This window comes from Methanobrevibacter thaueri (assembly GCF_003111625.1).
GTDB classification, from domain to species: Archaea; Methanobacteriota; Methanobacteria; order Methanobacteriales; family Methanobacteriaceae; genus Methanocatella; species Methanocatella thaueri.
On the sequence record NZ_MZGS01000032.1, the window covers coordinates 25,500 to 52,466 of the forward strand.

The 26,967-nt window shown below is 38.3% G+C and carries 21 protein-coding genes; 10 read left to right on the forward strand and 11 right to left on the reverse strand.

Features of this window, described 5'->3' with window-relative positions; all coding sequences use genetic code 11:
• Positions 1 to 83: 83 nt before the first annotated feature.
• Entirely contained in the window at positions 84 to 10,073 is a 9,990-nt protein-coding gene (locus tag MBBTH_RS10585; RefSeq protein WP_165814076.1) for an Ig-like domain repeat protein, read from the reverse strand.
• 371 nt (positions 10,074 to 10,444) lie between these two features.
• Here MBBTH_RS10585 and cfbB point away from each other — a divergent pair, with 371 nt between their 5' ends.
• Together cfbB and MBBTH_RS10595 are read left to right on the forward strand one after the other, a co-directional pair.
• Positions 10,445 to 11,788 (forward strand): Ni-sirohydrochlorin a,c-diamide synthase, encoded by a 1,344-nt coding sequence (cfbB, locus tag MBBTH_RS10590; RefSeq protein ID WP_116593005.1) that lies wholly within the window; start codon positions 10,445 to 10,447, stop codon positions 11,786 to 11,788.
• 5 nt (positions 11,789 to 11,793) lie between these two features.
• Positions 11,794 to 12,837, forward strand: a complete 1,044-nt coding sequence (locus MBBTH_RS10595; RefSeq protein ID WP_116593006.1) for an oligosaccharide repeat unit polymerase family protein — start codon at positions 11,794 to 11,796, stop codon at positions 12,835 to 12,837.
• A gap of 45 nt (positions 12,838 to 12,882) precedes the next feature.
• Here MBBTH_RS10595 and MBBTH_RS10600 read toward each other — a convergent pair whose 3' ends face one another.
• Positions 12,883 to 13,785 (reverse strand): restriction endonuclease, encoded by a 903-nt coding sequence (locus MBBTH_RS10600; RefSeq protein WP_116593007.1) that lies wholly within the window; start codon positions 13,783 to 13,785, stop codon positions 12,883 to 12,885.
• Between the two features lie 114 nt (positions 13,786 to 13,899).
• Between MBBTH_RS10600 and surE the strand changes: the two genes are divergently transcribed.
• Positions 13,900 to 14,676 (forward strand): 5'/3'-nucleotidase SurE, encoded by a 777-nt coding sequence (surE, locus tag MBBTH_RS10605; RefSeq protein ID WP_116593035.1) that lies wholly within the window; start codon positions 13,900 to 13,902, stop codon positions 14,674 to 14,676.
• A 5-nt stretch (positions 14,677 to 14,681) separates the two neighbouring features.
• Here the strand turns inward: surE and MBBTH_RS10965 are convergent, their stop codons facing one another.
• Entirely contained in the window at positions 14,682 to 14,825 is a 144-nt protein-coding gene (locus MBBTH_RS10965; protein ID WP_165814077.1) for a hypothetical protein, read from the reverse strand.
• 76 nt (positions 14,826 to 14,901) lie between these two features.
• Here MBBTH_RS10965 and MBBTH_RS10610 point away from each other — a divergent pair, with 76 nt between their 5' ends.
• Positions 14,902 to 15,099, forward strand: a complete 198-nt coding sequence (locus tag MBBTH_RS10610) for an LSM domain-containing protein (RefSeq protein WP_243409825.1) — start codon at positions 14,902 to 14,904, stop codon at positions 15,097 to 15,099.
• Here MBBTH_RS10610 and MBBTH_RS10615 read toward each other — a convergent pair.
• The 5 genes from MBBTH_RS10615 to MBBTH_RS10635 all read right to left on the reverse strand — a co-directional run bounded on the left by MBBTH_RS10615 (position 15,096) and on the right by MBBTH_RS10635 (position 19,988).
• Positions 15,096 to 16,100: a methanogenesis marker 12 protein gene (locus MBBTH_RS10615; RefSeq protein ID WP_116593009.1), complete on the reverse strand. Its 1,005-nt coding sequence runs from the start codon at positions 16,098 to 16,100 to the stop codon at positions 15,096 to 15,098. The genes MBBTH_RS10610 and MBBTH_RS10615 overlap by 4 nt on opposite strands.
• 54 nt (positions 16,101 to 16,154) lie before the next feature.
• The gene (gene ilvC, locus MBBTH_RS10620; RefSeq protein ID WP_116593010.1) at positions 16,155 to 17,147 is read right to left on the reverse strand and encodes a ketol-acid reductoisomerase; all 993 of its coding nucleotides are present in this window, start codon (positions 17,145 to 17,147) and stop codon (positions 16,155 to 16,157) included.
• A gap of 131 nt (positions 17,148 to 17,278) precedes the next feature.
• Positions 17,279 to 17,806, reverse strand: a complete 528-nt coding sequence (locus MBBTH_RS10625; RefSeq protein WP_116593011.1) for a beta-class carbonic anhydrase — start codon at positions 17,804 to 17,806, stop codon at positions 17,279 to 17,281.
• 1 nt (position 17,807) lies between these two features.
• Positions 17,808 to 18,293: an acetolactate synthase small subunit gene (gene ilvN / locus MBBTH_RS10630; RefSeq protein ID WP_116593012.1), complete on the reverse strand. Its 486-nt coding sequence runs from the start codon at positions 18,291 to 18,293 to the stop codon at positions 17,808 to 17,810.
• On the reverse strand, positions 18,294 to 19,988 hold the full coding sequence (locus MBBTH_RS10635; RefSeq protein ID WP_116593013.1) for an acetolactate synthase large subunit: 1,695 nt from the start codon (positions 19,986 to 19,988) through the stop codon (positions 18,294 to 18,296).
• 95 nt (positions 19,989 to 20,083) lie between these two features.
• Between MBBTH_RS10635 and MBBTH_RS10640 the strand changes: the two genes are divergently transcribed.
• Both MBBTH_RS10640 and MBBTH_RS10645 read left to right on the forward strand, forming a co-directional pair.
• The gene (locus MBBTH_RS10640; protein ID WP_116593014.1) at positions 20,084 to 20,416 is read left to right on the forward strand and encodes a DUF2085 domain-containing protein; all 333 of its coding nucleotides are present in this window, start codon (positions 20,084 to 20,086) and stop codon (positions 20,414 to 20,416) included.
• Positions 20,406 to 20,648, forward strand: coding sequence for a zinc-ribbon domain-containing protein (locus tag MBBTH_RS10645; RefSeq protein WP_116593015.1), 243 nt, complete (start codon positions 20,406 to 20,408; stop codon positions 20,646 to 20,648). The genes MBBTH_RS10640 and MBBTH_RS10645 overlap by 11 nt, the downstream gene beginning before the upstream one ends.
• Positions 20,649 to 20,652: 4 nt before the next feature.
• Here MBBTH_RS10645 and argF read toward each other — a convergent pair whose 3' ends face one another.
• The 3 genes from argF to purD all read right to left on the reverse strand — a co-directional run bounded on the left by argF (position 20,653) and on the right by purD (position 23,788).
• Positions 20,653 to 21,561 (reverse strand): ornithine carbamoyltransferase, encoded by a 909-nt coding sequence (gene argF, locus MBBTH_RS10650; RefSeq protein ID WP_116593016.1) that lies wholly within the window; start codon positions 21,559 to 21,561, stop codon positions 20,653 to 20,655.
• Between the two features lie 62 nt (positions 21,562 to 21,623).
• The gene (locus MBBTH_RS10655; RefSeq protein ID WP_116593017.1) at positions 21,624 to 22,454 is read right to left on the reverse strand and encodes a TMEM175 family protein; all 831 of its coding nucleotides are present in this window, start codon (positions 22,452 to 22,454) and stop codon (positions 21,624 to 21,626) included.
• A gap of 23 nt (positions 22,455 to 22,477) precedes the next feature.
• A complete protein-coding gene (purD, locus tag MBBTH_RS10660) occupies positions 22,478 to 23,788 on the reverse strand; it encodes a phosphoribosylamine--glycine ligase (protein WP_116593018.1) in 1,311 nt (436 codons plus the stop codon).
• 111 nt (positions 23,789 to 23,899) lie between these two features.
• Between purD and MBBTH_RS10665 the strand changes: the two genes are divergently transcribed.
• The 4 genes from MBBTH_RS10665 to MBBTH_RS10680 all read left to right on the forward strand — a co-directional run bounded on the left by MBBTH_RS10665 (position 23,900) and on the right by MBBTH_RS10680 (position 26,963).
• Positions 23,900 to 24,547 (forward strand): Ig-like domain-containing protein, encoded by a 648-nt coding sequence (locus tag MBBTH_RS10665; RefSeq protein WP_116593019.1) that lies wholly within the window; start codon positions 23,900 to 23,902, stop codon positions 24,545 to 24,547.
• A 109-nt stretch (positions 24,548 to 24,656) separates the two neighbouring features.
• Positions 24,657 to 26,027, forward strand: coding sequence for an MATE family efflux transporter (locus MBBTH_RS10670; protein ID WP_116593020.1), 1,371 nt, complete (start codon positions 24,657 to 24,659; stop codon positions 26,025 to 26,027).
• The gene (locus MBBTH_RS10675; RefSeq protein ID WP_116593021.1) at positions 26,017 to 26,433 is read left to right on the forward strand and encodes a MarR family winged helix-turn-helix transcriptional regulator; all 417 of its coding nucleotides are present in this window, start codon (positions 26,017 to 26,019) and stop codon (positions 26,431 to 26,433) included. The genes MBBTH_RS10670 and MBBTH_RS10675 overlap by 11 nt, the downstream gene beginning before the upstream one ends.
• On the forward strand, positions 26,430 to 26,963 hold the full coding sequence (locus MBBTH_RS10680) for a nitroreductase (protein ID WP_116593022.1): 534 nt from the start codon (positions 26,430 to 26,432) through the stop codon (positions 26,961 to 26,963). Before MBBTH_RS10675 ends, MBBTH_RS10680 begins: the two co-directional genes overlap by 4 nt.
• The last annotated feature ends 4 nt before the right edge of the window (positions 26,964 to 26,967 follow it).

A 26,967-nucleotide genomic window follows, 5' to 3' on the forward strand; every position in this document is an offset into this window, starting at 1 on the left:
TGATTGTTAGAATAAGATCATATATTTTCATTAATGGAATATACAGTAATTGAAAAATAAAAAGAAAATAAGGAAATTAATCCTTATTTTTTAATGGTTAATTTTTTGGTTACAACGTCTTTTCCGTAAGTTACTTTGTATTTGTATTTTTTACCAACTTTGAGTTTTTTGAGCATGGATTTTTTGACTTTCCAGGTTGCAACTCCTTTTTTGTTGGTTTTTACAGTGTATTTTTTACCTTTGAATTTGACTTTAAGTTTTTTGGCTTTGAGAACTTTGCCGTTGACTTTTTTCAAGGTAATTTTTACTTTTGTAACTTTTTTGGATTTTTTGACCTTTTTGTTCTTAGCTTTGATGACGTGTTTGATGGTAACCTTGTTGGTTACTTTTACACCTTTGTACTCTGCTGTGATAGTGTATTTTTTGACTTTTACTTTGGTGTTGAGTTTCAAGGTTGCGTATCCTTTACTATCTGTTTTAACGGTGTATGTTTTGCCGTTGTATTTGATAGTAACTTTTTCACCAGCACCAACTGCCTTACCGTCTTTGGTTACAAGAACTTTGTAGTATGCTTTGGCTGAGTAAACAGCTTTAACATTCTTGTTGTTTGTAATCTTGTAAACAGGTTTTTTGACATTTAAAGTAGTTGATTTGGAAGCACTGGAGTATTTGTCGTCACCAGTGTAAGTAACAGTTACATTGTGTTGGCCTTCAGACAAAGCAGGTACGGTAACACTAGCTGATCCGTTTTCTAAAGCTGCAACATATTTGGTTCCGTCAACATCTACTATAAGGAAACCGGTAGCATCTGCCGGTAAGCTAATTGAATAGGTAGTAGGTGTTTCGGTATCGCCGTTTTCAGGAATAGTCAATGCATCTTCAGGTAGATTTGAAGGTACAGTAACTTCTTTGGTTATTGTTGCATTGTCATATTTGCCATCGCCAGTGTATGAAACGGTTGCGGTGTAGTTTCCAGGAGCCAATCCAGGAATACTGATGCTTGCAGTACCGTTTTCAACTGGAGCGTAATAATGTTGGCCATCAATATCTACTAATAAATATCCGCCAGCATCTTCAGGTACGCTGATTGAGAATACGGTATCAGTACTGTTTTCTGGGAAGTTGACATTGAAATCAAATGTTGGGTTTTCAGATACTGTAAATTTGGCAGTTGCTGAATCTCCGGTAAACATGTTATTTTCAGCATTTGTAATAGTGACGGTGTAGTTGCCGACACTTAATCCTGATAAGACAAGTTTGCCGTCTTTGATTTGATATGTTTGTTCAACACCGCTTTCATTCACTACAGAATATGTTACAGTAGTTTCATTTTCAACTGTGTATGAAATTTCAACTGTGTGTCCGAAAGTTACGTTGTCAATAGGGTCAATAGTGACTTTTGAACCGGCTTTTTCAACAGTTACGGTTGTGTTTACAACTTCAGATGCGTTATAATGGTCGTTACCATTGTATTTTACACCAATTGTGTGTGTGCCTTTACCTAAACCAGGGATGCTTACTGTTGCATTAGCGTATTCGTCATCAAGCACGACAGTTGCATATTCAGTACCATTAATATAGATGGTTACATTACCGTTTGCGGAATCAGGGTTCATATTAACTGTGAATGTAGCGTTCTGTCCACCTAGAATGTTTGCAGTGACATTAGTGAGTTCAACAGTTGCTGCACGTTTAGGTACGGTGAATTTAGTACTGTTGGTTGCATTGTTGAAGTTATCATCACCTAAGTAGGTTACCTTGATTTCATAATCTCCAGGGACAATGTCAATTAACTCTAAATTATAGATACCATTTTCAAGATCTTCTAAGCGTGCAAGGCCGTAACCTTCAATCAAGATTTGACCGGTTGCTCTAGCAACTGTTAGGCCTCCAGTGATATTGCCGACGAAAATTGAAACAGCATCAGGTTCTTTATTATTTATATCTGGAATAACCGCAATAATAACCATAGGATCAGCTTTGCTTACTTCAAATGATTTGAGATCATAAGCTGAAGTATAATTATCATCACCATCGTAGATTACATAGTAGGAGCGTTTACCAGCATTGACAAAATCAGCAGGCACGGTAATGTTTACGGTACCATTGATTAAATCGTAACCCATTTGGTTAGTCGGTTCGCCATCGATTAAAAGCATTACTTTACCGGTAGCATTTTCAGGTAAAACCACTTGAACTACAACATTTGCATCACCGGCCTTAATATTTGGGCGGATTTCGGTTTGCATTGTAGGTTCTGCCTTATTGACAGTGAATTCTGCAGGAGCAGCACTGAAAGTGTAGTTATCATTACCATCATTTTCGACTACAACAAAATATTCGCCAGCGGCTAAGTTAGACAATACAAGGGAACCATCGTATTTACTGACATTAGCGTCAAAAGTAACATAACAAACTGGTACTAATCCTCCATAAGCAACATTAATTTTTATAGTAGTTGCGTTTAAAACTGTGTATCTAATAGTTACATTATTTCCATAGGTAACTTCAGCAATAGGTTTAATTTCAACGGATGATTTGGCTTGTTTTACTTCAACAGTGGCCATGCCAGTGTGAGAAGCATATCTGTTATCACCAGAGTATTCTACAGCGAACAACTCATAAAGGCCAGCGCCTAATCCTGGGATTTCTACAACAGCCAATCCGCCTTCAACAGTAGCGTTGAATGTTCCTACATCTGGAATAATTACGGTCACATTACCTTCTGCATCCATTGGAAGTTCAACAGTTACAGTAGCGTTTTCACCATAGGTAACAGTGCTTCCTGAAATTTGGATAACGTTTCCTACATCTATTTTATTTACTGTGAGTATTTGTGAAACGTTTTCGGATGCTGTGTAGTTTTCGTTTCCAATGAATTGAACTGTAATATTGTAGTCACGTGCTTCAGGTAACCAATCGGAAGTTATCATGAATTCCGCAACATTTGAATCCCATTCTCCAGGACCCATTACAATATATTCCACTCCATCAACCCAAATGTTTAAAGCATATACATCAGCTTTAGCATCAATAGTGGCTTTGAAATCAGCATTTTCACCTATATTAATGTCAGATGGACCAGTAATATCAACGGTAGGAGTTGCTTTGGCCACCTTAACTGTTTCAGTGTCATTCCATACGTTCAAATGATCTTCATCGCCATGATAGAATACCCCAATAGCCCAACCAGTTTCATTGGCAGGTAAATTAGGAACAGTTATTGAGGCGAAACCTGCAATGGTAACGTCTAAGGAGAATATACCGCCGACAGTAATGCCTACCCTACCATCCAATGGAGTGCCGTCAGCTTCAGTTAAAGTAATGTTGATGACAGCATCTTCACCGTAGGTGATGTCCTCAGAGGTCACATTCAAGATTGGGTCAGGATAGAGTACAGTGAATATCTCGGTAGCGTAAGCACCATTATAATTGTCATTGCCTGGGAAGATTCCTAAAGCGGAATAGTGGCCAGAAGCCAATCCGGATACGTTGAATGAACCGGTTCCGTTAGCAACGGTTACAGGGTATTCTGTGTTGTTTACAATGACATTGAATGTTTCATTCAATCCTTCACCATTGACGCCTAATAAAGTTACGTATATGGTAACGTTTTCGCCCACTGGGATTGAATCGAATCTGACTTCAACAGTGAATTCTGTTACGTTTGCTTTTGGAATATCTAAGATACCGATGTATTTTACTAAGCCAGCCAAATTATAATTGGTTGAAATAACTTTTGGACCAGCTGTTTTAATAGTGTAGTCTACAGTGTACAATCCGGTAGTTTCATCAAAGGTAATTTCGTCAATGGTTTCTCCGTTGACTGAGAATCTGAAATCGGCATCATAAATGGAATTGCCTTTTTCATCAGTCAATGTAGCATTGAGAGTGAAAGTATCTCCTAATTCTGCAGGAACAGTTTGATTGCATAGGAATGTAGCATTTAATGCAGCAAGAACATCAATTCCAGCTTTAACATATATTTGTACTGCATCACCAGTGATTGTGTTGTTTAATAATGCTAATGTAGTGTTTGGATACCAAAGATATATTGCATTGGTATCTGCTTGAGCTTCATTATCATTAAATACTGAATTTGTAACACTAGCGCTTCCACTGGAAATAATTGCCCCACCTTTTAAAGATGCGGTGTTTTCAACAAAGGTACAACCGTCAACTACTAAATCACCATAGCCTTCGTTTTCAACAGCACCACCATAAGGAGCAGTGTTGCCGATAAAGTCTGAATCGCTAACTGTTACAGTAGCAGCATTAGTCCAGAAGTATACAGCACCACCATCAGAAGATGCGGTGTTGTTGATGAAAGTACAGTTGTCAATTATGGAAGCAGCATCAACGCCAGGAAGGCTTACAGCTCCACCAAGGTTAGCAGAGTTAGCAATGAAAGTAGAATCAGTGATTGTAGCAGAAGATCCGGAAGGATGAACAACAATTGCTCCTCCTTGAGTATTGGAGGTTCCTGAGCTTCCTACACCTACACCTTTGTTGTTTTCAAAGGTACAGTTTTCAACATTTAATTTTGAGGATTCTACGAAGATTGCACCACCGAATGTAGCGTTGTTTCCTTCAAATTTAGTATTCACAACAGTTAAACTATATGGTTCTGTGTTCATGTATCCGAGTGAGCTTATTGCTCCACCATAAGATCCAGTGTTGTTTGCAAAGTAAGAATCTTTAATGTAAGTTTCACCGGAAGTCACTACAACACCATCTAATAAGTCACCGTTGTTTCCGTCACGAATGACGATGTCTTTAAGGTTGTTGGTAATGTTAGTGTTATTAATGACTAGAGTGCCTTTTAAGTTGTAGATTGCTGCTCCGCCGTTGTCAGCGTTTGCTGTACGGAAAGTGATGTCGTTGCTGTCAAATACACAATTATTAACATCTACTAAACCTTCTGAGTAGATTGCTCCACCACGGTAGGTAGCAGTGTTGTTAATGAAGTTGACAGTGCCTGCAAAGAGATTGCCTGTAGCACCTACATAAACTGCGGCACCTTTTTCGGCTTTTGCATCGCGAAGTGTTGCATTATTTAAAGTAAATTTATCGGAAGTTACATTAAATATTCTAGCTTGGCCGTTACCACTAATAGTTGATCCGTTACCGTCAATGGTTAACACTTTATTGATTACAATACCGTCAACAATAGCTGAATCGAATTCTGGGTTGTATGTGTAATCTCCATCCAATACGATGGTGTCGCCAGAATTAGCAGCTTCCACTAAGTTAGCTAAATCAGTTAAGGTTCTGAAAATGTTAAGGGTAGCGGTTTCGATTTCACTAGCATCTTCAAGATTTGCAGATACAACAAAAGTACCTGTTTCACTAGGAGTAAATACAGCACTGTAAACACCAGTAGTAGCATTAATTTCAATGCCTTCTACAATTGTGTCGCCTACAACAAATCTAAATGCATTATCAACAATTAGATTTCCATCCATATCGGTTACAGTAGCATTGAGAGTGTAAGGACTCATATGGATATTATAAGTGCCATTATCTAAAATTCTAACTTTTAATGGAGTAATTATAGTAGTGCCGCCTTTGGCTAAAATTTGTGCATCAGTACTGCCAGTAATAACATTATTAGACAATGCTAATGTATTATAATTCCAAAGATAAATAGCATTTGTGTTAGCAACAGCAGCTTCATTATCATTGAATACTGAATTTGTAACACTAGCGTTACCACTGGAAATAATTGCACCACCAGATACAGCAGCCTCATTTTCAACAAACTTAGAATTGTCAACTGCCAAGTCACCGTAACCTTCGTTTTCAATAGCACCACCATAATTAGCAGTGTTATTAGTGAAGTTTGAACCGGTAACAGTTAAATCAGAGTGACTAGAGTAGTATACAGCACCACCATCTACAGCAGAGTTACCAGTAAATGTTGAATCAGCAATTTCTAAATCAGCAGTATCAGACCAGAGGTATACAGCACCACCACTAATATCTGCAACGTTGTCAGTGAAAGTACAATTGTCAATAATGGAATCTTCACCAACGCCGGCAAGACTTACAGCACCACCAAGTTTAGCTGTGTTTCTATTGAATTTGGAATTGGTAATTGTTGCGGATGAACCCTCGGACATAACCAATATTGCTGCTCCTTGAGTTTCAGCTGTGCCTGAGCTACCTATTCCTACAGCGGCATTATCATTGAAGGTACAATTATCAACAGTGAGCATTCCGCCTTCATTGTAAATTGCTGAACCGAAGGTAGCATTATTTCCTTCAAATACTGTATTATAAGCTTCTAATACAGACCCATTGTTCTGATATATTCCAGCTCCCCAAGAACCTGTGTTGTTTGCAACGTAAGAGTTGTTGATTATTACAGCTCCGCCAAAATTAAAAATCACAGCATTGATTAAGTGACCATCATTTCCATCACGGATAACAATGTCTTTCAAGTTATTTGTGACAGCAGTATTATTGATATATACAATTCCGCCATTGTTGTAGATAGCGGCTCCACCGTTATCATCATTTGAGGCACGGTAAGTAATGTCATTGCTGTCAATTACGCAACCATCAATGCCCACTAAACCTTCAGTGTAAATGGCTCCACCACGGTAGGTAGCGGTGTTATTGATGAAGTTGACATTTTCGGCCATGAACATTTCACCTTTATTGATGTATAGTCCCGCACCTTTATCGGCTTTACCGTCACGAATTGTCATGTTTGATAACATTATCATGTTTGAAGTAACATTGAAGACTCTGGCTTGATTGTTACCGCTGATTGTGTAACCTTTACCGTCGATGGAAATTCCTTGGTCAAGTACAATACCATTTACTAAAGCGGAATCGACTGTTTCGTTGTAAGTGAAGTCGTATGGTAATTCAAATGTGTTTCCTTCAAGATTGTCAAGTTGATATTGCAAGTCTGTGAATGAACCTTTCTTGATTACAACAATTGTGCCTGTTGTAATGGTTAAGTTATTTGAATCGGATGTGACAGTGACAGTGTAGGTTCCAGGAGTTGTAATGGCAACTGACCTTTCATATCTGCCGGATGTTGAATTGTAAACAGCACCATAAGATGTAGCCAATTCATCAATGTAGAATTTTAAAGTATTATCTTCAATTAAATTACCATTGTCATCAGTGACAACAGCATATAAATTTACATCTTCGATAAAAGTATGAGTTTCGGCATCTAAAACTGTAACAATTAATTCAGAAGTAATTGAACCGTCCCAGTTACCTATTGCAGTAGCATCACCGGCAATAGTGTTATTAGATAATTTTAAAGTACCTTCAGTTGAAATAGCACTACCCCAACCAGCAGTGTTTCCTTCAAATTCGGAGTTTTCTACAGTTACGGTGGCATCTCCTTGAGTCCAGAGATATACTGCTCCACCGTCATTAGCAGCGTTATTGATGAATGTACAATTATCTACAGTGGTATCACCGTCAACGCCAGCAAAACTTACAGCACCACCCGCATTAGCAGAGTTGCCAATGAAAGTAGAATCGCTGATGTTTGCTGAAGCGCCAGTAGGGAATACTACAATAGCTCCACCATGAGTATTAGAAGTGCCAGTACTTCCAACACCTACACCTTTGTTGTTTTCAAAGGTACAGTTATCGACTTTTAAGTTTGAGGATTCTACAAAGATTGCACCACCGAATGTAGCGTTGTTTCCTTCAAATGTAGTATCAATTACATTTAAAGTGTAAGGATTAGTGTTCATGTATCCTAGGGAACTTATTGCTCCACCCCATGATCCAGTGTTGTTTGCAAAGTAAGAATCTATAATAAAAGTATCACCGGTAGTTACAACGACACCAACTAATAAATCACCATTATTACCACTACGGATAGTGATGTTTTTAAGGTTATTGGTAATATTGGAGCGGTAAACAGTTAAAACACCGTTTAAGTTGTATATTGCTGCTCCACCGTTATCATCGTTTGCTGTACGGAAAGTGATGTCGTTGCTGTCAAATAGACAATCCCCAACCAGTACATTACCTTCAGAGTAAATTGCTCCACCACGTTTTACAGCAGTGTTATTGATAAAGTTAACACTATCAGCCATTAACTTAGCACCACTGTTAACATAAACACCAGCACCTTTTTCAGCAGCACCATTAGTAATAATCATATTATTTAATGTAAGAGTTACACCATCAGCAACAGTGAATAATCTGGATACATTAGCACCATCAATAATTACTCCATTACCGTTAAGAGTGATGTCTTTGCTTATTACAACACCAGTGTCCTTAATTGCGGAATCATGATTTTCAAGGTAACTGAATCCGTAAGTTAAATTAAGAGTTCCATTAGTATTAGCATCAATTAAAGCTTGTAATGAGCTTAATGGACTTTCAAATATTATAGTGGCAGCGGTAGTGTGAGCCGCATCATAATCTTTTGCAGTTACTTCATAACTACCTGGGTTTGTGAAAGTGTAGGTAGCTGTGTGAGTTCCAGTAGTTTTATCATAAACGATAGCAACTTCGTCGCCACCAACTAATAAAACAAGATTTTTATCAATAATTGCATTTCCATTGTCATCAGTAATATAAGCAGTTATCTCATTGGTTGGTAGGATAGTAACGACAGTTTGACCTTGTAAAATGTTAACAAATAGTTCTGATTCGATAGTACCATAATAGTTAGCTATTGGTGCGGGACTAGCGCCAGTAATTGTATTTCCAGATAATTCCAAATCAGCGTCATTGGAAATGGCACTACCAAATGGAGCATCATTGTCAACAAATGTAGAATCTTTTACGGTTACAGTAGCGCCATCAGCTGCATAGTTGTAGATTGCTCCACCTTCGCTGTAACCTGTGTTTTCAACGAATTCACAGTCATCGATTAATACATCCCCAGCCCTACTTATACTTACGGCTCCACCAACTTTAGCAATGTTTCTATTGAATCTGGAGTTACTAATGATTGCACTAGAAGTAGAACCCATGACCAATATGGCTGCAGCTTGAGTATTAGCTGTTCCCGGACTTCCTACACCTTCACAGCGATTATCAGTGAAATTACAGTTTTCCACAATAATAGATGTGCCTTCATCATAGATTGCAGCACCGAAAGTGGCTACATTGCCTTCAAATACTGTATTGGTTACTGTGAATGTTTCGTTACCTGTTACATATACTCCTCCACCCCAAGATCCGCTGTTGTTTGCGATGTAGGAGTTTATGATGTAGAGACGGCTTGTGGAAACAATTGCCGCATTGATAAAGTCTCCAGCATTTCCTGCACGATAGACTATGTCCTTAATGTTGTTGATGACCTTGACATTATCTAAATTAGTTGTTCCGCCATTGTTGTAGATTGCTGCTCCACCGTTATCATCGTTTGCAGAACGGAAAGTGATGTCGTTTCCGTCAAAAGTGGAGCCTGTCGCTTCAAAGTTTCCTTCATTATAAACGGCACCACCGCGATAGGTAGCGACGTTTTCATTAAAGTTAGTTCCGTCAACCACTAATGTTCCGGTAGAGTATACCGCTCCACCTTTATCAGCAGTGTTTTCAGTTAAGGTAGAACCAGATATTGTGGCGATGCCAGTGTTATAAATAGCACCACCGAGGGAAGCGTTATTAGCTGTTAATGTTGAACTCATAATATTAACAGTACCCTCATTGTAAATAGCTCCACCGTTTATTCCATTACCATTAGTCAGGATGACATTATTTAAAAGTACAGAGCATCCTGAATTAATCTTGAAAATTCCACCTAAATTCTTTGCATCGATTGTGTATGCATCGTTACCGAAGATATTGAAGTTCTTGTTGATTACAATATCGGATTCCCCTTCTGCTCTAATATAGTTAGATTGGAGGTTTACCATTCCGGTAGTTGATTGATCGATTTCTGCTTGAAGTTGGGTGAAATTCTTATCACCGACATCAGCCAATACGTCTGTGTTGTCCGTTACCGCGAGTGCGTCAACGTCTTCTGAAGCCACCTCTTCAATAGGAGCTTCATCTACAGCCTGTATGGCTGAGTCTGAAGTATCATTAATATCTGCTGCAGAAACAGCAGAAATTGCTAATATCATTACCATTACTAGCAACAATATTGAAATTTTCGATTTCTTCATTTTTATACGCAACCTCATTTTTCGATTTAATCTAAACTAAAAATTTTAGATTAATCGTGTTATATATATGATGTGTATAATATATAAAGTAATCTATATAATTTTTAATTTTTTTAAAAAACAATATTGCCTTATCTAAAAAAAAGTAATAAATTTAAAAAATAATTAAAAAAATTATAAAAAATTAAACAATTTTAAAAAAATATTAGTAAAAATAACTAACTGTTTATAATTTGTTTTCAAGCGGGAAATATCTCTCCTAAAATAAACAAACCGTAAAAATTCAATTAAGACCAAACATTAAAAATATATTTAAAACTATATAATATATTATTATGAGAATAATTCTAGCAGGCACCGGAAGTGCAGTTGGAAAAACCACAATTGCAACCGGAATAATGAAAGCCTTAAGTGAAAAGTACAATGTGCAACCTTTTAAGGCGGGTCCCGATTATATCGACCCTTCCTACCACACACTGGCTACAGGGAACACTTCAAGAAACCTGGATTCATTTTTCATGAAGCCTGGCCAGATTAGAGACTCTTTTTTAAAAGGAATGGAAGGCAAGGACATCGCAGTCATTGAAGGGGTCAGAGGATTATATGAAGGAATAGATTCAATCAATGATATAGGAAGCACTTCAAGCATTGCAAAAGCTTTAGACGCACCGGTAATTCTAATCATCAACTCAAGAAGCCTTGTGAAAAGCGCTGCAGCACTAGTTCTTGGATTTAAGGCTCTGGATCCTGAAATCAATATTGCAGGAGTAATCCTAAACAAGGTAAAAAACAAGGCACATTATGAAAAGACCAAAAGGTCAATTGAAGAGATAACAAAAACCGAAGTAATCGGCGGAATTGTGCGTGACGACAACATTTCAATTGAACAGAGGCATCTGGGCCTTGTTCCTGCACGTGAAAGGGAAACCTCAATCAAGTTCATTGACATCTGGTCAAAAACCATTAAAGAATCGATTGATTTGGACAGACTGGTTGAAATAGCAAAATCTGCGCCTAAAATAACATCTGAAACCATTCCTATTTGGAACAAGTTAAACAAGGAACCTGTCAAAATCGGTGTTGCATATGATGAGGTGTTTAACTTCTACTATAAAGAGAACATTGAGGCTTTAGAGGCCAATAACGCTAAAATCGAATATTTCTCACCCCTAAGTGATGAAAATCTCCCTGATGTAGACGGACTGTATATCGGTGGAGGATATCCCGAATTATTCTCGAAAGAGTTATCCGCAAACACTCAAATGCTTAAGGACATCAAACAGTTCCACAATGAAGAAAGACCTATTTTTGCAGAATGCGGAGGCCTGATGTACCTTATGAATTCCATTCATGATGACAAGGTGGTTGACATTTATCCGTACAAGGCCGTTTTGACAGACCGTGTGCAGGCACTCAAATACACAATAGCTGAAGTGCAGGAGGACAACATCATCTCCAAAAAGGGAGAGGTGTTCCACGGGCATGAATTCCACTACTCAAAGGTCATTGTTGATGAACTGAAAAATCCATTGGCATTTAAAGTGACCAGAGGAAAAGGATCATACGAGCTTCAGGACGGTTTTATGGAGAAAAACACTCTTGCAAGCTATGTTCACACTCACGTTGCTGCAATGCCTAACTTTGGAGGAAATCTGACTATTTCAGCTAGGGAACTTTGAGATTAATGAAGGATGAAGTAGACTTTTTCAATCCGATGATATTGGTCGTCGGAATACTCGCATTTCTCGCAATGGGCTACATTGGCTCATTCAACTACAGGTTTGAAGATCCCCTAAAGCTGGAAGTGATACTGACAGTTGCCCTTGCATGCATCGTGTTCATTGTTGGCTATTTAATTTCAGCAAAGAAAGTGAATCCTAAAAATTCATCTGATTTTGATTTTTTAGGCGAGAAACTGCTATTGTCCCTGACAATTATCGCCCTAATATTGCAAACATTGAATCTGGTCCTTTTAGGAGGCATCCCTCTTTTTGACAGCACTCTAAAGGCAAATGCAACAACAAACATCTGGAGAGTCGCATACCCCCTATTCCTAATCATGGTCAATCTGCTTCTGGCAAAGCACTACAGCAGGAAATACCTTATTCTTGTCCTTGCGGGAGGGCTGATTTTCGGCCTTAACGGTTACAGAACATCAGTTTTGGGAATCTTGGGAAGCTCATTCATAACTCTCTATTACCTGGACAAGGTTTCAAGGAAAATGGGAATTGCCTTTATTGCGCTAATCGTAGCCGGATTGATGGCCGTAGGATACATTGCATCACAGTCAATCGCAACACAGCACTGGACACTCAACCCATTGGAACTGATATTCTACCGTGCGGCATTCACCCTGGAAGTCCTTGAAAAGATAATTCCGTTGGCAGGAACAACAAACGGCAAGATACTGTCGATGATTTTCTCATCAGGAAGCCCAAGAACATTCATAGGAAATTATGTGCTTCACTATGACGTCTGCCTGACATCAACACTGTTCGGACCCGTCATGCTAGATTTCGGCCATATCGGCTTAACAATTCAAATGCTGTTTATGGGAGTGTTCCTCGGCATTCTAAACAAACTAAAAAAAGGATTCGGAATCGGAATCTATTCCATCATCTTGACCCATACAATTATCTGGATTGAAACCGGCCCTACAGACATCATGGTCTGGTTTTTATACCTGATAGGACTATTTTACATTACAATATCCTTTAAAAAAAAATAGAGTGAAATGAGAAGTTAATCTCATTTGCTTGAAACCACAATTAACCTATACAAAGATTAATAAAATCAATATGATTAATGAAATGAAGAATATGAATGTTCCTTTTACAATGAAATCGGAATTCCTATCGGCATATAATGATAAACCGTAGGATAAGAGTAAAGCAACAAGCATTTCAATTAATCCTGTTATACCTGAGTCCATTCCCAACAATCTGCCGGCAATGAATGAAATTAGATATGAAACAACCACTACAACCAAAATCATTACGATAGGGTTTTTAATAAGGGTAAAGAACAATGAATTGGAACCAAAACCGCTATTTCTGGAATCATAATTATATAGGCTGGTTTGGGAGTAATGGTCTCTTGAAGGAGCGCGAATCCTATCGAGCAATCCTGAAGCGAATGGTGTGTGATCCTCATCAACCTGCCTGTATAAGGTGTTCTTATATACATGAGGATTTGCATCCCTTCTCTGCATTATATACTCCATATCAGAGGCGTCATAAGTGTATTCAGGGTATTCGTCTTCAATGTATTGTGACGCACCGCCATCATAAGGGGTATTGTCCAATGTTGTCTGGTTGGTTCTGTCCTGATACTTGCGGGCAAGCTCAAGCAGACCGTCCCGGTCAACCAATTTAATGTTTTTCCTTAAAGCATAGTTTTTAGCCTGTTCGGAAAAATAAGATGATGAGACGATAAGCACCTTAGAAGCTTTAAGGCTTGTCTGGATGTCTTCCATTTCCCTTAAGACATCGACACCTATCTGAAATTCTTTATCATAATTTTTACATGCTACAACTACTCCAAAATCCCCAATTGTTGTGGGTAGAATAGCATATATGTCAATGACCTTTTGTGAGGTTTTAAAATTCTTGTAAACCTTAAAACCTGAGTCCTCCATTACTTTTGCTACGAAATTAATCAATTGTGGTTTTTCCAAGTTTCCACCCTTATGTGTTTTATTACAATAATATTATATTTTATAATTGAAATTGTTATTAAAGTTTTTTATACTGCACAAAATATTTTAATAAAGTGCTATCTTATTAAATATATGAAAGCCTTACTTAGTAACGATGATGGAATAACAGCTTCAGGAATCCTGGCATCCAAAAAGGCGGTAGAGGATTTATGCGACACATATGTGGTTGCACCTGAAACCCAACAAAGTGGAATAGGCCATGCCTTAACATTATATGAGCCATTAAGAGTGAATGAATACACTTTAAAGGATGGAAGTAAAGGGTATGGTGTGGGCGGAACACCAACCGATGCAGTGACAATCGCATTATTCGAACTAATGGATGAAAAGCCAGACATAATGATTTCCGGAATAAACACCGGATTCAACATCGGACAGGCGGAACTGACAACATCAGGAACACTGGGAGCCGCAATAGAGGCCGCAAGCTTTGGAATTCCAACAATCGCAATATCCCAAGAGGTCACACGGGATGACATCAAGTTTGAAAACGGCGACATACAGGTTGATTTTGATTTTGCGGGAAAAATGCTTAAGAAATTAACTAAAATCGTTTTAAAAAAAGGTTTACCTGAAGGAATTGACCTGCTGAACGTTAATGTTCCTGCTAACCCTTCAGATGATAAGTTTGAAGTTGTAGGTTTAAGTGAAAGGATGTATAATCCTGTTATTGAAAAACGTTTGGATCCACGTGGAAAGCCATATTACTGGATTGACGGCGAACCCTATGAGGCCCACAAGTCAGGCAGTGATGGCCATGCGTTAAGGAAGTTAAATAAAACTTCAATAACACCATTAAAAATAGATTTAACCAGCGGTATGGATTTAATACGTGAATGGTTTGATTAAAATACTTATAAGTTTAAATCTTTAAGTATTTTTTCTCTTTCTTCTCTAAGTTCGTTTAAAATCTTTTCATCAGTACATCCGTCTTTTTTTAACTGAGCTATTGTGCGTGTAATAGCTTCTAAATTGCTTTCTAATTGATTGATTGCCATAGTATATATTATAAACATTAAAGTATTTAAAGTTGAAACTTCAAAATAAAAATAGAATTATCAAGGATTTGAAATAATGAGCGACGATAACGTAAATAGACTTTTTACTCAATTTAAAAATAAATATGTAACTGTTGATTTAAGAGGAGATTACCAAACAGAAGGAACAATAATAGCTATCGATAATTACTTAAATCTTGTTTTAGAAAATGAAAACGGCCTTGAAACTATCAAAGGCGGAAACATTATCTTTATAAGTTTAAAAGAAGATTAGATATTTACTTCAATACCTAATATTTCTTTTCTACCCTTATAAACGTCCATCGCTATTTGAGCTGCACCAATTGCTCCAGACTCTTTAGAAATAACCTTTAAAGGATACTTGTTTTTGAAATACTTATTGATTTCGTCCTTAAAGTCAAATGGAGTGGTTGCACTGCCAATGGAACCTGTCAGAACTATTCCCTCAATATCGTTTTCACACACGACATCAAGACCTGCTATCTCCATTGCAACGGTCATGACCAATGTGTCAATGGCCAATTTGGCTTTCTCATCACCGGCAACATAATTTTCCAATAGCTGATCCTTCATGTTAGCCACTTTTCCATCGATTTCAGCGATTTTAATGGCTCCAGCATGTGAAAAGCAATCGTTTGCAGATGCATTGTTCTCATCGATGTCACGTATCATCTCCAAATCCAGCGGTCCGTGAACAATTCCCATGGCGCCAAGGCACGCATCGATTGCACCCTTGATTCTGCCGTCCTCAATGAGAATATCAACACTGTTGGATGAAATGTCGGCAACTATGAAATTGCTCCATCCGGTCTCTTTCACAGCATTATATGAAATGCTGACCTTTTCCGGACTTGCCTGATGAGAGTAGGCTGCCCTGAACAGTCGGTCCAATGAAGTGGAGTCCTTGTGAAGTCCAGGAATCATTACAGACGGAAGGTTCAGCTCTTCCAATTCATCGAAAACGCTGGTTCCTCCACCGGTGACCTTACCTGCACCGCTCATGGATAATATTCCACGGTCCTTGACCTTGTCAGTTGGTAAAATTTGGCTTATGCCATCGCCCATTGCGTATGTGATTGCCATTAATTTAACATCATCTAAATTAACACGTTTTTTAAGTTCTTCTGAGGCAGAAACAAGACCTTTCTTACTTTCCTCCCTTCCGATTTTAAAAACATCGACAATATCGCCCTCATCTGATATTATGCAAAAAGAGATTCCAGTTGTTCCATGGTCCATTCCAATAAATACCATGATTACCACACTAAATATAATATTAAAAATAAATAAAAAAAGAAAAAAAGACGTTTATTCGTCTTTTTGTAATCCACAAGCTTTTCTAAGTCTTTCTCCAACAATTTCGATTTCTTTTTGACCTTCAGCAGCTCTCATTTCTTTTAAGTTAGCGCCGTTGGTAGCGTTTTCTTCAGCCCATTGTTTTTTGAAAGTTCCGTCTTGGATTTCTTTTAAAACTGCTTTCATACCGTCTTTAGCTTCCTGGGTAATGATTCTATTACCTCTGGTTAATCCACCGTATTCAGCAGTGTTACTTACATCAGTCCACATTCCAGCAAAACCTTTTTCGTAAATCAAGTCTACGATGAGTTTTACTTCGTGGCAGGTTTCGAAGTAAGCGATTTCAGGTTGGTAACCTGCTTCGACCAAGGTGGTGAATCCAGCATTGATCAATTCGGTAATACCTCCGCATAAAACGGTTTGTTCACCGAATAAGTCGGTTTCAGTTTCTTCTTGGAAGGTGGTTTCTAAAACGCCTGCTTTGGTTAAGCCACATGCTTTTGCCATACCTAACGCTAATTGTAGTGCATCGCCGGTTGCATCTTGTTCGACAGCAACTAAACCAGGGATACCGAATCCTTCCTCATAGGTTCTTCTTACCATGGATCCAGGTCCTTTAGGTGCAAACATTACAATGTTTACGGTTTCGTCAGGTTTGATTAATCCAAAGTGGATGTTATAACCGTGAGAGAATGAGATAGTGTTACCGTCTTCAACGTAAGGTGCTATCTGTTCGTTGTAGACTTTTTCCTGAATTTCATCAGGGAGTAAAATGTGAATGATATCAGCTTCTTTTGAAGCATCTTCAATAGTTTTTACAGTCATTCCATCTTCTTTTGCTAAGTTCCAGGAACTGCCGTTTTCTCTTAAACCTACAATAACATTAGCTCCACTATCAGCCATGTTTCTAGATTGTGCTCTTCCTTGAGAACCATATCCAATTACTGCAATGGTTTTGCCTTCAAGAGCGTCTGTATTTACATCATCGTCGTAATACATTTTCATTTAAAATCATCTCTTAACTAATTAATTGATAAAATTTAAGATATCCAATAAAATATCAAATAATACATTTGACTTTTTATATTAATAAAAGTAACTTAAATCAAATAAAAAAAATAATTGAATAGATGGATTTAGTAACCATCTACTAAAACTTTCAACTCGCCGGTCACGATATCGATGATGAGACCGTGTACAGGCACGTCCGGAATCAATGGGTGATTCTTGATTTTGTCCACAACGTCTTTAACGTTTGCTTCCTCAGATTCGAATCCGCCGATCCATTCTGCAAGGTCATATTTTGCAATGTCCTCTTCCTTGATGCCCCTTTCAAGCATTTTTGCTTTCAAAGCTTCAGCATCTGCACCAGCCATACCGCATTCAGTGTGACCTACAACCATGACCTCTTCAGCTCCAAGGTTGTATAAAGCTGCTCCGATTGATCTAATTGCATCTTCACCTACAATTGAGTTTCCAGCGTTTCTAACTATCTTTGCATCTCCCCTTTTCAAACCGAGTGCAGGTTCAAAAAAGTCAATCAATCTGCAATCCATACAGGTTAAAATAGCTAATTTTTTAGCTGCATGGTGAGACATTTCTTCGCCTTCAAAGTTCTCTACAAATTCTTTGTTGTCCTTTAATACATCTTCCAATATAGTCATTTTATACCCCCCTTGACATAGCTGTGAGGCCAGTACGGGCTATTCTTTTAATTCCATAGCCCTCCAATAAAGATATGAATGCATTGATTTTCTGTTTATCTCCAGTGAGCTCAATTAATAGTGTTTCTTCTGTAACATCTAAGATATGTGCTTTGAAAATATTAGAATATTGCATTATTTCAGCTCTTGCCTGTGCATTAGGAATGGCTACCTTTACAAGGCACAATTCCCTTTTTACGGCAGTTTTAGTGATATCTTTAATCTTGATAACGTCAATTAATTTATTCAGCTGTTTTGTAACCTGTTCAAGACCCCTTTGATCTGCATGAACGGTGATTACCATACGGGATAGGCCTTCCACCTCTGAATTACCGACAGTGATGCTGTCAATGTTGAATCCTCTTCTATTGAACATTCCGGCCACTTTTTGCAAGACCCCCGGTTTATCTTCAACCAGTGTTGAAATAACGTGATATTTCTTATCCATCTAAATCACATCCTTTTCAAGTTTGTATTCACCAATCATCTCATTGATTCCCGCTCCAGGAGGAAGCATAGGCAATGCCTCTTCAGAGTCTATTACAACATTTAACAAAACAGGCTCATTATCCTTAATTGCACTTGATAAAGCTTCTTTGGTTTCGCCAGGCTTGGTGACTCTAACCCCATTGACACCGAAACTTTCCGCCAGCTTGACAAAGTCAGGACTGTTGCCCAATAGGGTTTGGGAGTGCCTTTCATTGTACAATAAGCTTTGCCATTGATATACCATTCCTAAGGTCCTGTTTTCCAAAACGACTGCAATTACCGGTATATCATACTCTTTTACGGTAGCCAATTCTTGACAAACCATCAGGAATCCGCCGTCACCATTGATTGATACGACAGTATCATCAGGACAGGCCACTTTAGCACCGATAGCTGCAGGGAATCCGAATCCCATGGTTCCAAGACCTCCTGATGAGATGAATTTGCGTGGCTTTTGAGTGTCAAAGAAATGTGCAGCCCACATTTGGTTTTGACCGACATCAGTTGTTAGAATCGCTTCTGGATTTAAAGCCTCAGCAATTTCCTTTATAACGGTTTGCGGTTTTAAAGGAACATCATCATAAGTGACGCGAGGAAGTAACTCTTTCTTCTTCTGCTTGATCATATCAGCCCATTCGTTTACTTCAGATGATGACTTATAATCTTTTAAAACTTTATTTAATGAGGATAATGTATTTCTAGCGTCTCCTACAATCGGCAAATCAACTTCCACATTCTTACCGATTTCCGCAGGGTCAATATCAATATGAATTACTTTTGTATCTGGCGCGAAACTGTCCAGTCTACCAGTGGTTCTATCTGAAAATCTTACACCAATAGCTATTAACAAATCAGATTCATTAATATAATCATTTGAAACTTTCCTTCCATGCATTCCAAGCATACCTAATGCCAAATCACTGGTTTCATCAAAAGCTCCCTTACCTAAGAGTGAAGTCATTACCGGAGCGTTAATTGTTTCCGCAAGTTTTTTGAGTTCGCAACATGCGTTTGAAATAATAACTCCTGCACCGGCTAAAATCATAGGCTTTTTGGATTGCTTAATCAACTCACTGGCTTTTTTGATTTGTCTGATATTACCTTTTACAGTTGGATTGTAACCAGGTGTCTCGATTAAATCATCCTTGAACTCTGTCAGTTCACCTTCCTGAACCTCTTTTGGAACGTCGATTAAGACAGGACCCGGTCTTCCAGTGGAAGCTATTTCAAAACTGGATTTGATTATTGAAGGTATCATATCCGGATTTTTAGGTTGATAGCTATATTTAACGATTGGCATTGTTATACCAATTATATCCGCTTCCTGAAATGCATCATTTCCAATTAAATGAGTAGGAACTTGACCAGTAATAGCCACAATTGGAGAAGAATCCATGTAAGCTGTTCCTATACCAGTTACAAGATTGGTTGCACCAGGACCGGAAGTTGCCAAACACACACCCACACGACCAGATGCTCTCGCATAACCGTCAGCTGCATGAGCTGCGCATTGTTCGTGTCTAACTAGTATATGATCCATGTCCGCATCATATAGCATGTCATAAAACGGTATGGTTTGTCCGCCAGGATAACCAAATATTGTTTTAACCCCCATATTTTTGAGGGATTCAATTATTGCTTCTCCGCCTCTCATTGTAAAAACCTTTTAATTTATTATAACAATACTATGAATACAAAAATATATATAATTATTGAATTAATACTAATGTTAGCAAGTTGTGTGATACAATGAATTTCACTAAATATCTATGCCACAGAATGCCTGAAAGGAGCTTTTTCATAAAAGGCCATCAGTTTCCGGTTTGTGCAAGATGCACAGGATTTTATACCGGACTGATGATTTATCTAATTGTGAATCTCTTCTATAAGCACCCCTATGACTGGAACATGCTGTTCATTTCAATGGTTCTTATGGTGCCTGTGGCAATAGACGGTTTCACACAGTACTTCGGTCCAAGGGAAAGCACAAATACATTAAGATTCATAACAGGCTTTATTGGTGGAATAGGCCTTATAATCTTTTTAAAAATAATAATAAGGTGGATTATTTATGTTTTGTAAAAACTGTGGAGAAGAAAATCCGGAAAATGCAGTCTATTGTAGAAACTGCGGAACAAAATTAATAGAAGAAGTGAAAAAAACAGAGGTAATCGAGACCCCTCCAACACATAACAACCAAAATACTTCAAATACAAACACAAATTCATCATCCAGCGGTAGTTCAGACTGGATAGGGTGCTGTCTATGTTTAGTTGCTATATTTATAATTTTTGCAATATTTGGAGGATTATAACATTCTAATCCTTCATATAATAATATAAAACGGCCTTTTGGGCATGCATCCTGTTTTCAGCCTCGTCATAAATCACAGATTGTGGTCCGTCAATGACTTCTGCTGTAACTTCCTGACCCCTGATGGCAGGCAGGCAGTGCATGAAAATGGCCCCATCATTAGCAAGGCTCATCAAATCGGAGTTAACTTGGAATGGTGCAAAATCTATTTCTCTTTGTTTTGCTTCGGCTTCATCACCCATACTAACCCATACGTCAGTGAAAACCGCATCAACATTTTGCAAGGCCAAACCGATATCATCAGTTATTGTTATTTCGGTGTTGTTATCGTCAGCATACTCTTGAGCAGTTTTTAAAATGTCTTCATTTGGCTCATATCCTTTAGGGCAAGCCAGGGACATGTCCATTCCGAGCAATGGAGCAATTAATAATAGGGAATTTGATACATTGTTTCCATCACCAACGAAGCAGATCTTTTTGCCTTCCCAATCGCCCAAATGTTCTTTTATTGTTAACATGTCGGCCAACGCTTGGCAAGGATGTTCCAAGTCAGTCAATCCGTTAATGACAGGCACGTCAGCATGTTTAGCTAACTCCTCAACATCAGAGTGTTTAATTGCACGAATCATTATTCCGTCAACGAAACGGCTTAAGACCTTAGCGGTGTCAGAAATCGGTTCACCTCTACCCATTTGCAAATCATTGGATGACAAAAAGATTGCTCTTCCACCCAGTTGATACATTCCAACGTCAAATGAAACTCTGGTACGAGTAGATGACTTTTGAAAAATCATTGCCAATGTTTTGCCTTCAAGAGGCTTTTCTTCCATTTCTCCCGCTTTAATTTTACTGGCTAAATCCAAAATGTATTTAACATCATCCTTAATATCGCTAACAGACAACAAACTGCTCATTTAAAATTCCCCTCTAATCTTAAGAAAAATAATTATATCTAGGTAATGTATATTAAATGTTTCTATGGGTCCATTTTAAATTTAATATCTCTAAGAGTGGAAATTACAGGGACCAAAAAATACAGATAAATGAAATTGTTTGATATATTGTAATCTAGAAGGTTTATAAGGACTGTAAGCCCCATTATAATGTAAAATGTGTTGTAAATATATTTTTTCTCACTATCTGAAGGTTTGTTTTCTAAAAATCCCCTGTTTGAAGCATATCTGAACATTAACAGGAAGAAAATAATTGTTAACAGTATATTTATTCCAAGAACCACATTGGCCAGGAAAAATTGGGAGTAATTTCCTACAACCGAGGTTGAAAACGGAATGAATGAAATTGAAGCCAGATAAAATATACTTAGCCACAAATAAGGAATGTTCAAATTGGTGATTTTCATGAATTCGTGGTGATACAGCCAGAATGAGCTGACCAATATAAAACTGACAAGAGTGATTCCGATTGTTGGAGTTATTGACTGGAGAAATGATGCAAAGTCCGCTGAGGAGGATATGACTATCTCAGGCAATGCGATACCGAAAACCAAAAGAGTCATTACCATTCCGAAAATACCGTCAGTCAAGCCGAGTATTCTACCGGGATCAACATCCATGTCTTTTTCAAATGACCGTTTGAGCTTTTCGTAATAACTCATTTTGATGTCGTCCAACTTTTCCTCAACAGCCGTATTGGAGTATTTTTCTTGAATATCCTCTTTAAGGTCATTGATTTTTTGAAGAGTCTCATCATCCAAATCATCGGTTAAATTCCAAAGGGCATCGCTGAGCTCTCCTTTTAAATCTTCAAAATCTACTGGGTCTTTAATATCCTCTTCAGAAATAAACATCACCTAAAAATAAAAAAAGAAATTTAGTTTAAAATTTCTTTCATGTGTTCCACACGCTTATTCACAAGTTCTGTTGTTCCCACATCTCTTCTGTGGTAAACATTACCCTTAACAAATCCGCATGCCTTTTCAGCTATCTTTTCAGCTTCCTCGATGCTGTCACCACTGGCCACTATACCCAAAGCTCTTGAGCCAGACAAGTGGATTCCATCATCTTCAGCTGAAACAGCCGCATAGAAGACCTTTGCGCCCATTTCCTCAATTGCCTGTTCATCGACTTCGATTAACTCGCCAGCATATTGGGTTTCAGGATATCCGTCAGGCACGATGTATTTACATACGCTAGCCTTGTCCTCGAATTCTACCTTATCAAGAGTGCCGTCGACAATAGCTTGGCAAACATCAATTAATGGAGTTTTAAGTAAAGGTAAAACGTTCATTGCTTCAGGATCGCCGAATCTTGCATTATATTCAATGAGTTTAGGTCCGTTAGCTGTCAGCATGAATTGACCATATAAAATTCCTTTGTAAGGTTCTGCTTCCTTAGCAATTGCTTCAATGGTTGCCTGCATGATTTCAACCGCTTTATCATAATCTTCCTGAGTTAAGAATGGCAATAATCCACCTACATCAGAGTATGAACCCATTCCACCGGTGATTGCGCCGACATCTCCTTCAAATGCATGAGGATGGTCCTGTGCTGCAGGCATTGGTGCCAAGTTTTCACCGTCACAGAACGCTTGGATAGTGAATTCCTCACCTATCAATCTTTCTTCAATGATTACTTGGGCAAATCCACCCATCACATTGTCAATAACTTCACATGAGTATTCCTTTGCTTCCTCATTATCTTTAAGATGGTCTCCGACGATTTTTACCCCTTTACCACCTGTTAATCCTACAGGCTTTACTACAACATCCTGATCGAATTCATCCAGGAATGCTGATACGTCTTCTGAATTGTCAAATACCTTATAGATTAATGACCCTTCGATTTCATAGTCCTCAAAGAGTTTTCTCATGAATGATTTGTCAGTTTCAATTCTTGCCGCACTTTGGGTTGGTCCCACACATTTGATTCCATTTTTTTCAAGCTCATCGACTATTCCTTTTCCGAGTGGAGCTTCAGGACCTATAAATGCAATGTCTATACCCTTTTCAACGGCATATTCGGCTACCTTTTCAACTTCACCCTCATCTCCTTGCTTGAATTCAGCAATTTTTGACATTCCAGGGTTGACTTTACTCATGTAGCAATACAATTCAACATCATCTTTTAAACCATCAGCGATAGCATGTTCACGGGCACCAGTTCCAACAACTAAAACCTTCATAATAAATTCTCCTATTGGTTTATATTTTATTGTTAAAAATATTTATAATTATTTTTTTTAAAAAAAACTATTATATATTAAAAATTATATAGTTTAAATTGGTGAGGAACTATGAGAAATAATAACATTATAATTATAGCATTGATTGTTATTGTCTTAATAGTCTTAGGTGTTTTTGTATTTACCCACTTGCCATCAGCAAGCCATGACGGTAAAATGAATACCCAAATAGACTTTTTAAGCCAAAGCACATTGAAAAATGGTGAAGCAGTGCAATTCTTACTTAAAGACGAACAGAATAACGCATTAGGAACTCAAAACATTACTATTACTTTTGTAGAAAACGGTGTCAACCAAACCTACTCTGTCATTACAGATAATGAAGGTAAAGCATCACTTGTTTTAAACAATGAAAATCCAGGAAGCTATGATGTAATCGTTTCATATAACGGAACCGCAAAATACAACGGATGCAGCGCAAAACAAACAATTAACGTTGAAGAGGGAGCAGCTGAAACTACAGAAGCTTCAAATTCCGGTTCTCAACCTGCTACACAAAGCAACTCAAGCGCAGGTACATCAATGTATAATAATGGAAACTCCTCAAGCGCTCAATTATACTATGACAGCCAATACAATTTCTATTATGATCAAAATGGTATAATTCGTGGCGGACAAAATAACGGATACTCCGCAGACTACATTAGAGACATCTATGAGTCTGGAAACATGGTTGACGAAGAGGGTAACTTACAATAAACCCCCTCTCTTTTTCTTTTTTTTTGAAAAATATTTTTTACACCACTACATTTAAATACTTACACTTGCATATACAAGAGTATAATTGCATATGCAAGAGAGGTAAAGCATGGAAAAAAATGAAAATGTAGAAATGATAACAGGTGACCCTAAAAAGGCGATAAACAAACTATCAATCCCAATTATAGCCAGTATGTTTTTGATATTCGCAAATAACATTATTGACAGCATATGGGTTGCGGGACTTGGGGCAGAACCCCTGGCCGCACTGGGATATGTCACACCCCTGTTCATGATAATGGTCGGATTCGGAAACGGACTAGGAGCCGGTGGTAACTCACTTATATCAAGATACATTGGAGCTGAAGACAAGCATTCAGCAAACAATGCTGCAATACATAACCTGATTTTGAGTTTTATAGTCTCAATAATCATTACTGTCATATTCCTGACATTCCTTAAGCCATTGCTTGTCCTAATGGGCGCATCATCCGTCTTGGATTATGCAATGGAATACGCTTTCATCATATTCGCATGGACATTTGGACTTTTGGTTCCTCCAATTGTCGGAGGGGCATTCAGGGCTGAAGGAGATATCAAAAGAGCCACAGTCCCAATAGCACTGGCTGCGATAATAAACATGATTTTGGATCCTATCTTCATTTATGTGCTGAACATGGGAATTGCAGGGGCAGCTTGGGCAACAGCAATCGGACCATTCATAAGCCTACTGTTAATGTTCTACTGGATATTCGTTAAAAAAGACACCTACCTTTCTTACAGCAGGAAAGACTTCCATAACAACTTCAAAATGTATAAGGATATCCTAGTGGTAGGTATTCCGGCAAGTCTCGAACAGCTGGTATTGTCCGTCCTTACAATATTCGTAAACTACATGCTCACAATAGTGTCCGGACCGACCTCAGTGGCCGTCTATACCGCAGGATGGAGAATAGTGAACATCGGAATGCTTCCGGCAATAGGAATCGGAACCGCCGCAATATCAGTTGCCGGAGTGGCATATGGAGCTCGCAAATACGAAAACCTAAGGGTGACCGCAAGATATGCGGTGAAAGTGGCTCTAATAGCATCAATAATCGTCTGCATAATTCTATATGTATTTGCAAACCAAATCGCATTGATATTTTCATATTCAGAAAACAGTGCAGGACTGGCACCCATGATAGCCGGTTTCCTACAGATAATGTGCCTGTTCATCCTATACGTGCCGTTTGGTGCAAGTGCAGGTAACGTGTTCCAGGGAGTTGGAAAAGGAACAATATCATTTTTCCTAACAACATTCAGGGAATTCATACTTGTGCTTATATTTGCATACCTTTTGGGATTCACATTCCACATGGGAGAATTCGGAATATACTGCGGAATGCTCCTTGGAGGGGGAATAGGTTCCCTGATATGTTATGCATGCATTGAACTGTACATCAACAAGCTGATAAGGGGTAGGGAACATGCCGTTTGATAAGGATATACCGACATCCCCATTGGTTTCACTGCTTCACAGGAAGCAAACAGCATTTCTAAACAACAGGCTAAAGGACGTTGACTTGAGTTCAGGATTATACCCGTTATTGGTAAAATCCTATAAGAACGAGGGAATAAGCCAGGAGGAACTGGCCGACGCCCTGCACATCAACGAAAGTACAGTGACAAGAAACCTCGAAAAGCTTGAAAATAAGGGATTGATAACCAAAACCCCACAGAAAAGGAAAAAGATTATAAATGTAACAGCTGAAGGGGCCAAAATAGCCCAAACTGTTATGGACTATGATGATGAGTGGGATGAAAAGATAAGAAATTCCTTAAGCGATGAGGAATATGGCGATTTCAGAAAATCACTTATAAAAATCTGTGAGGATTTAATATGAACGAAACTATAGAAAACCTAAAAAGCAGAAGAAGTATCAGAAAATTCAAGGACGAACAGATAACAGACGAGGAACTGAAAACAATCCTAGAGGCAGGAACCTATGCGCCAACCGGAAGAGGTGCCCAATCACCAAAGATTGTTGTAATCCAAAATCCTGAAACAATCAAAGAATTCTCAGCATGGAACAGAAGCTTCTTCCCAACAGAAGTGCCGGAAGACTTGGATCCGTTTTATGGCGGTAAAACATTGCTCATTGTTTTGGCAAATACCGAATGGCCAACCTGGAAGGAAGACGGTTCAAGCGTATTGGCGGTTCTCGTTAACGCAGCACATGCCGTTGGTCTCGGATCATGCTGGATACACAGGGCATACGACGAATTCCATAGCGAAAAGGGAAAAGAGCTATTGAAAGAATGGGGAATTCCTGAAAGTTATGAGGGAGTAGGCCACGTTGTGTTGGGATATCCTGACATGGACGCTCCGGAACCATTGCCTAGAAAAGAAGACTACATCCACTTTGTGGATTAAAAAA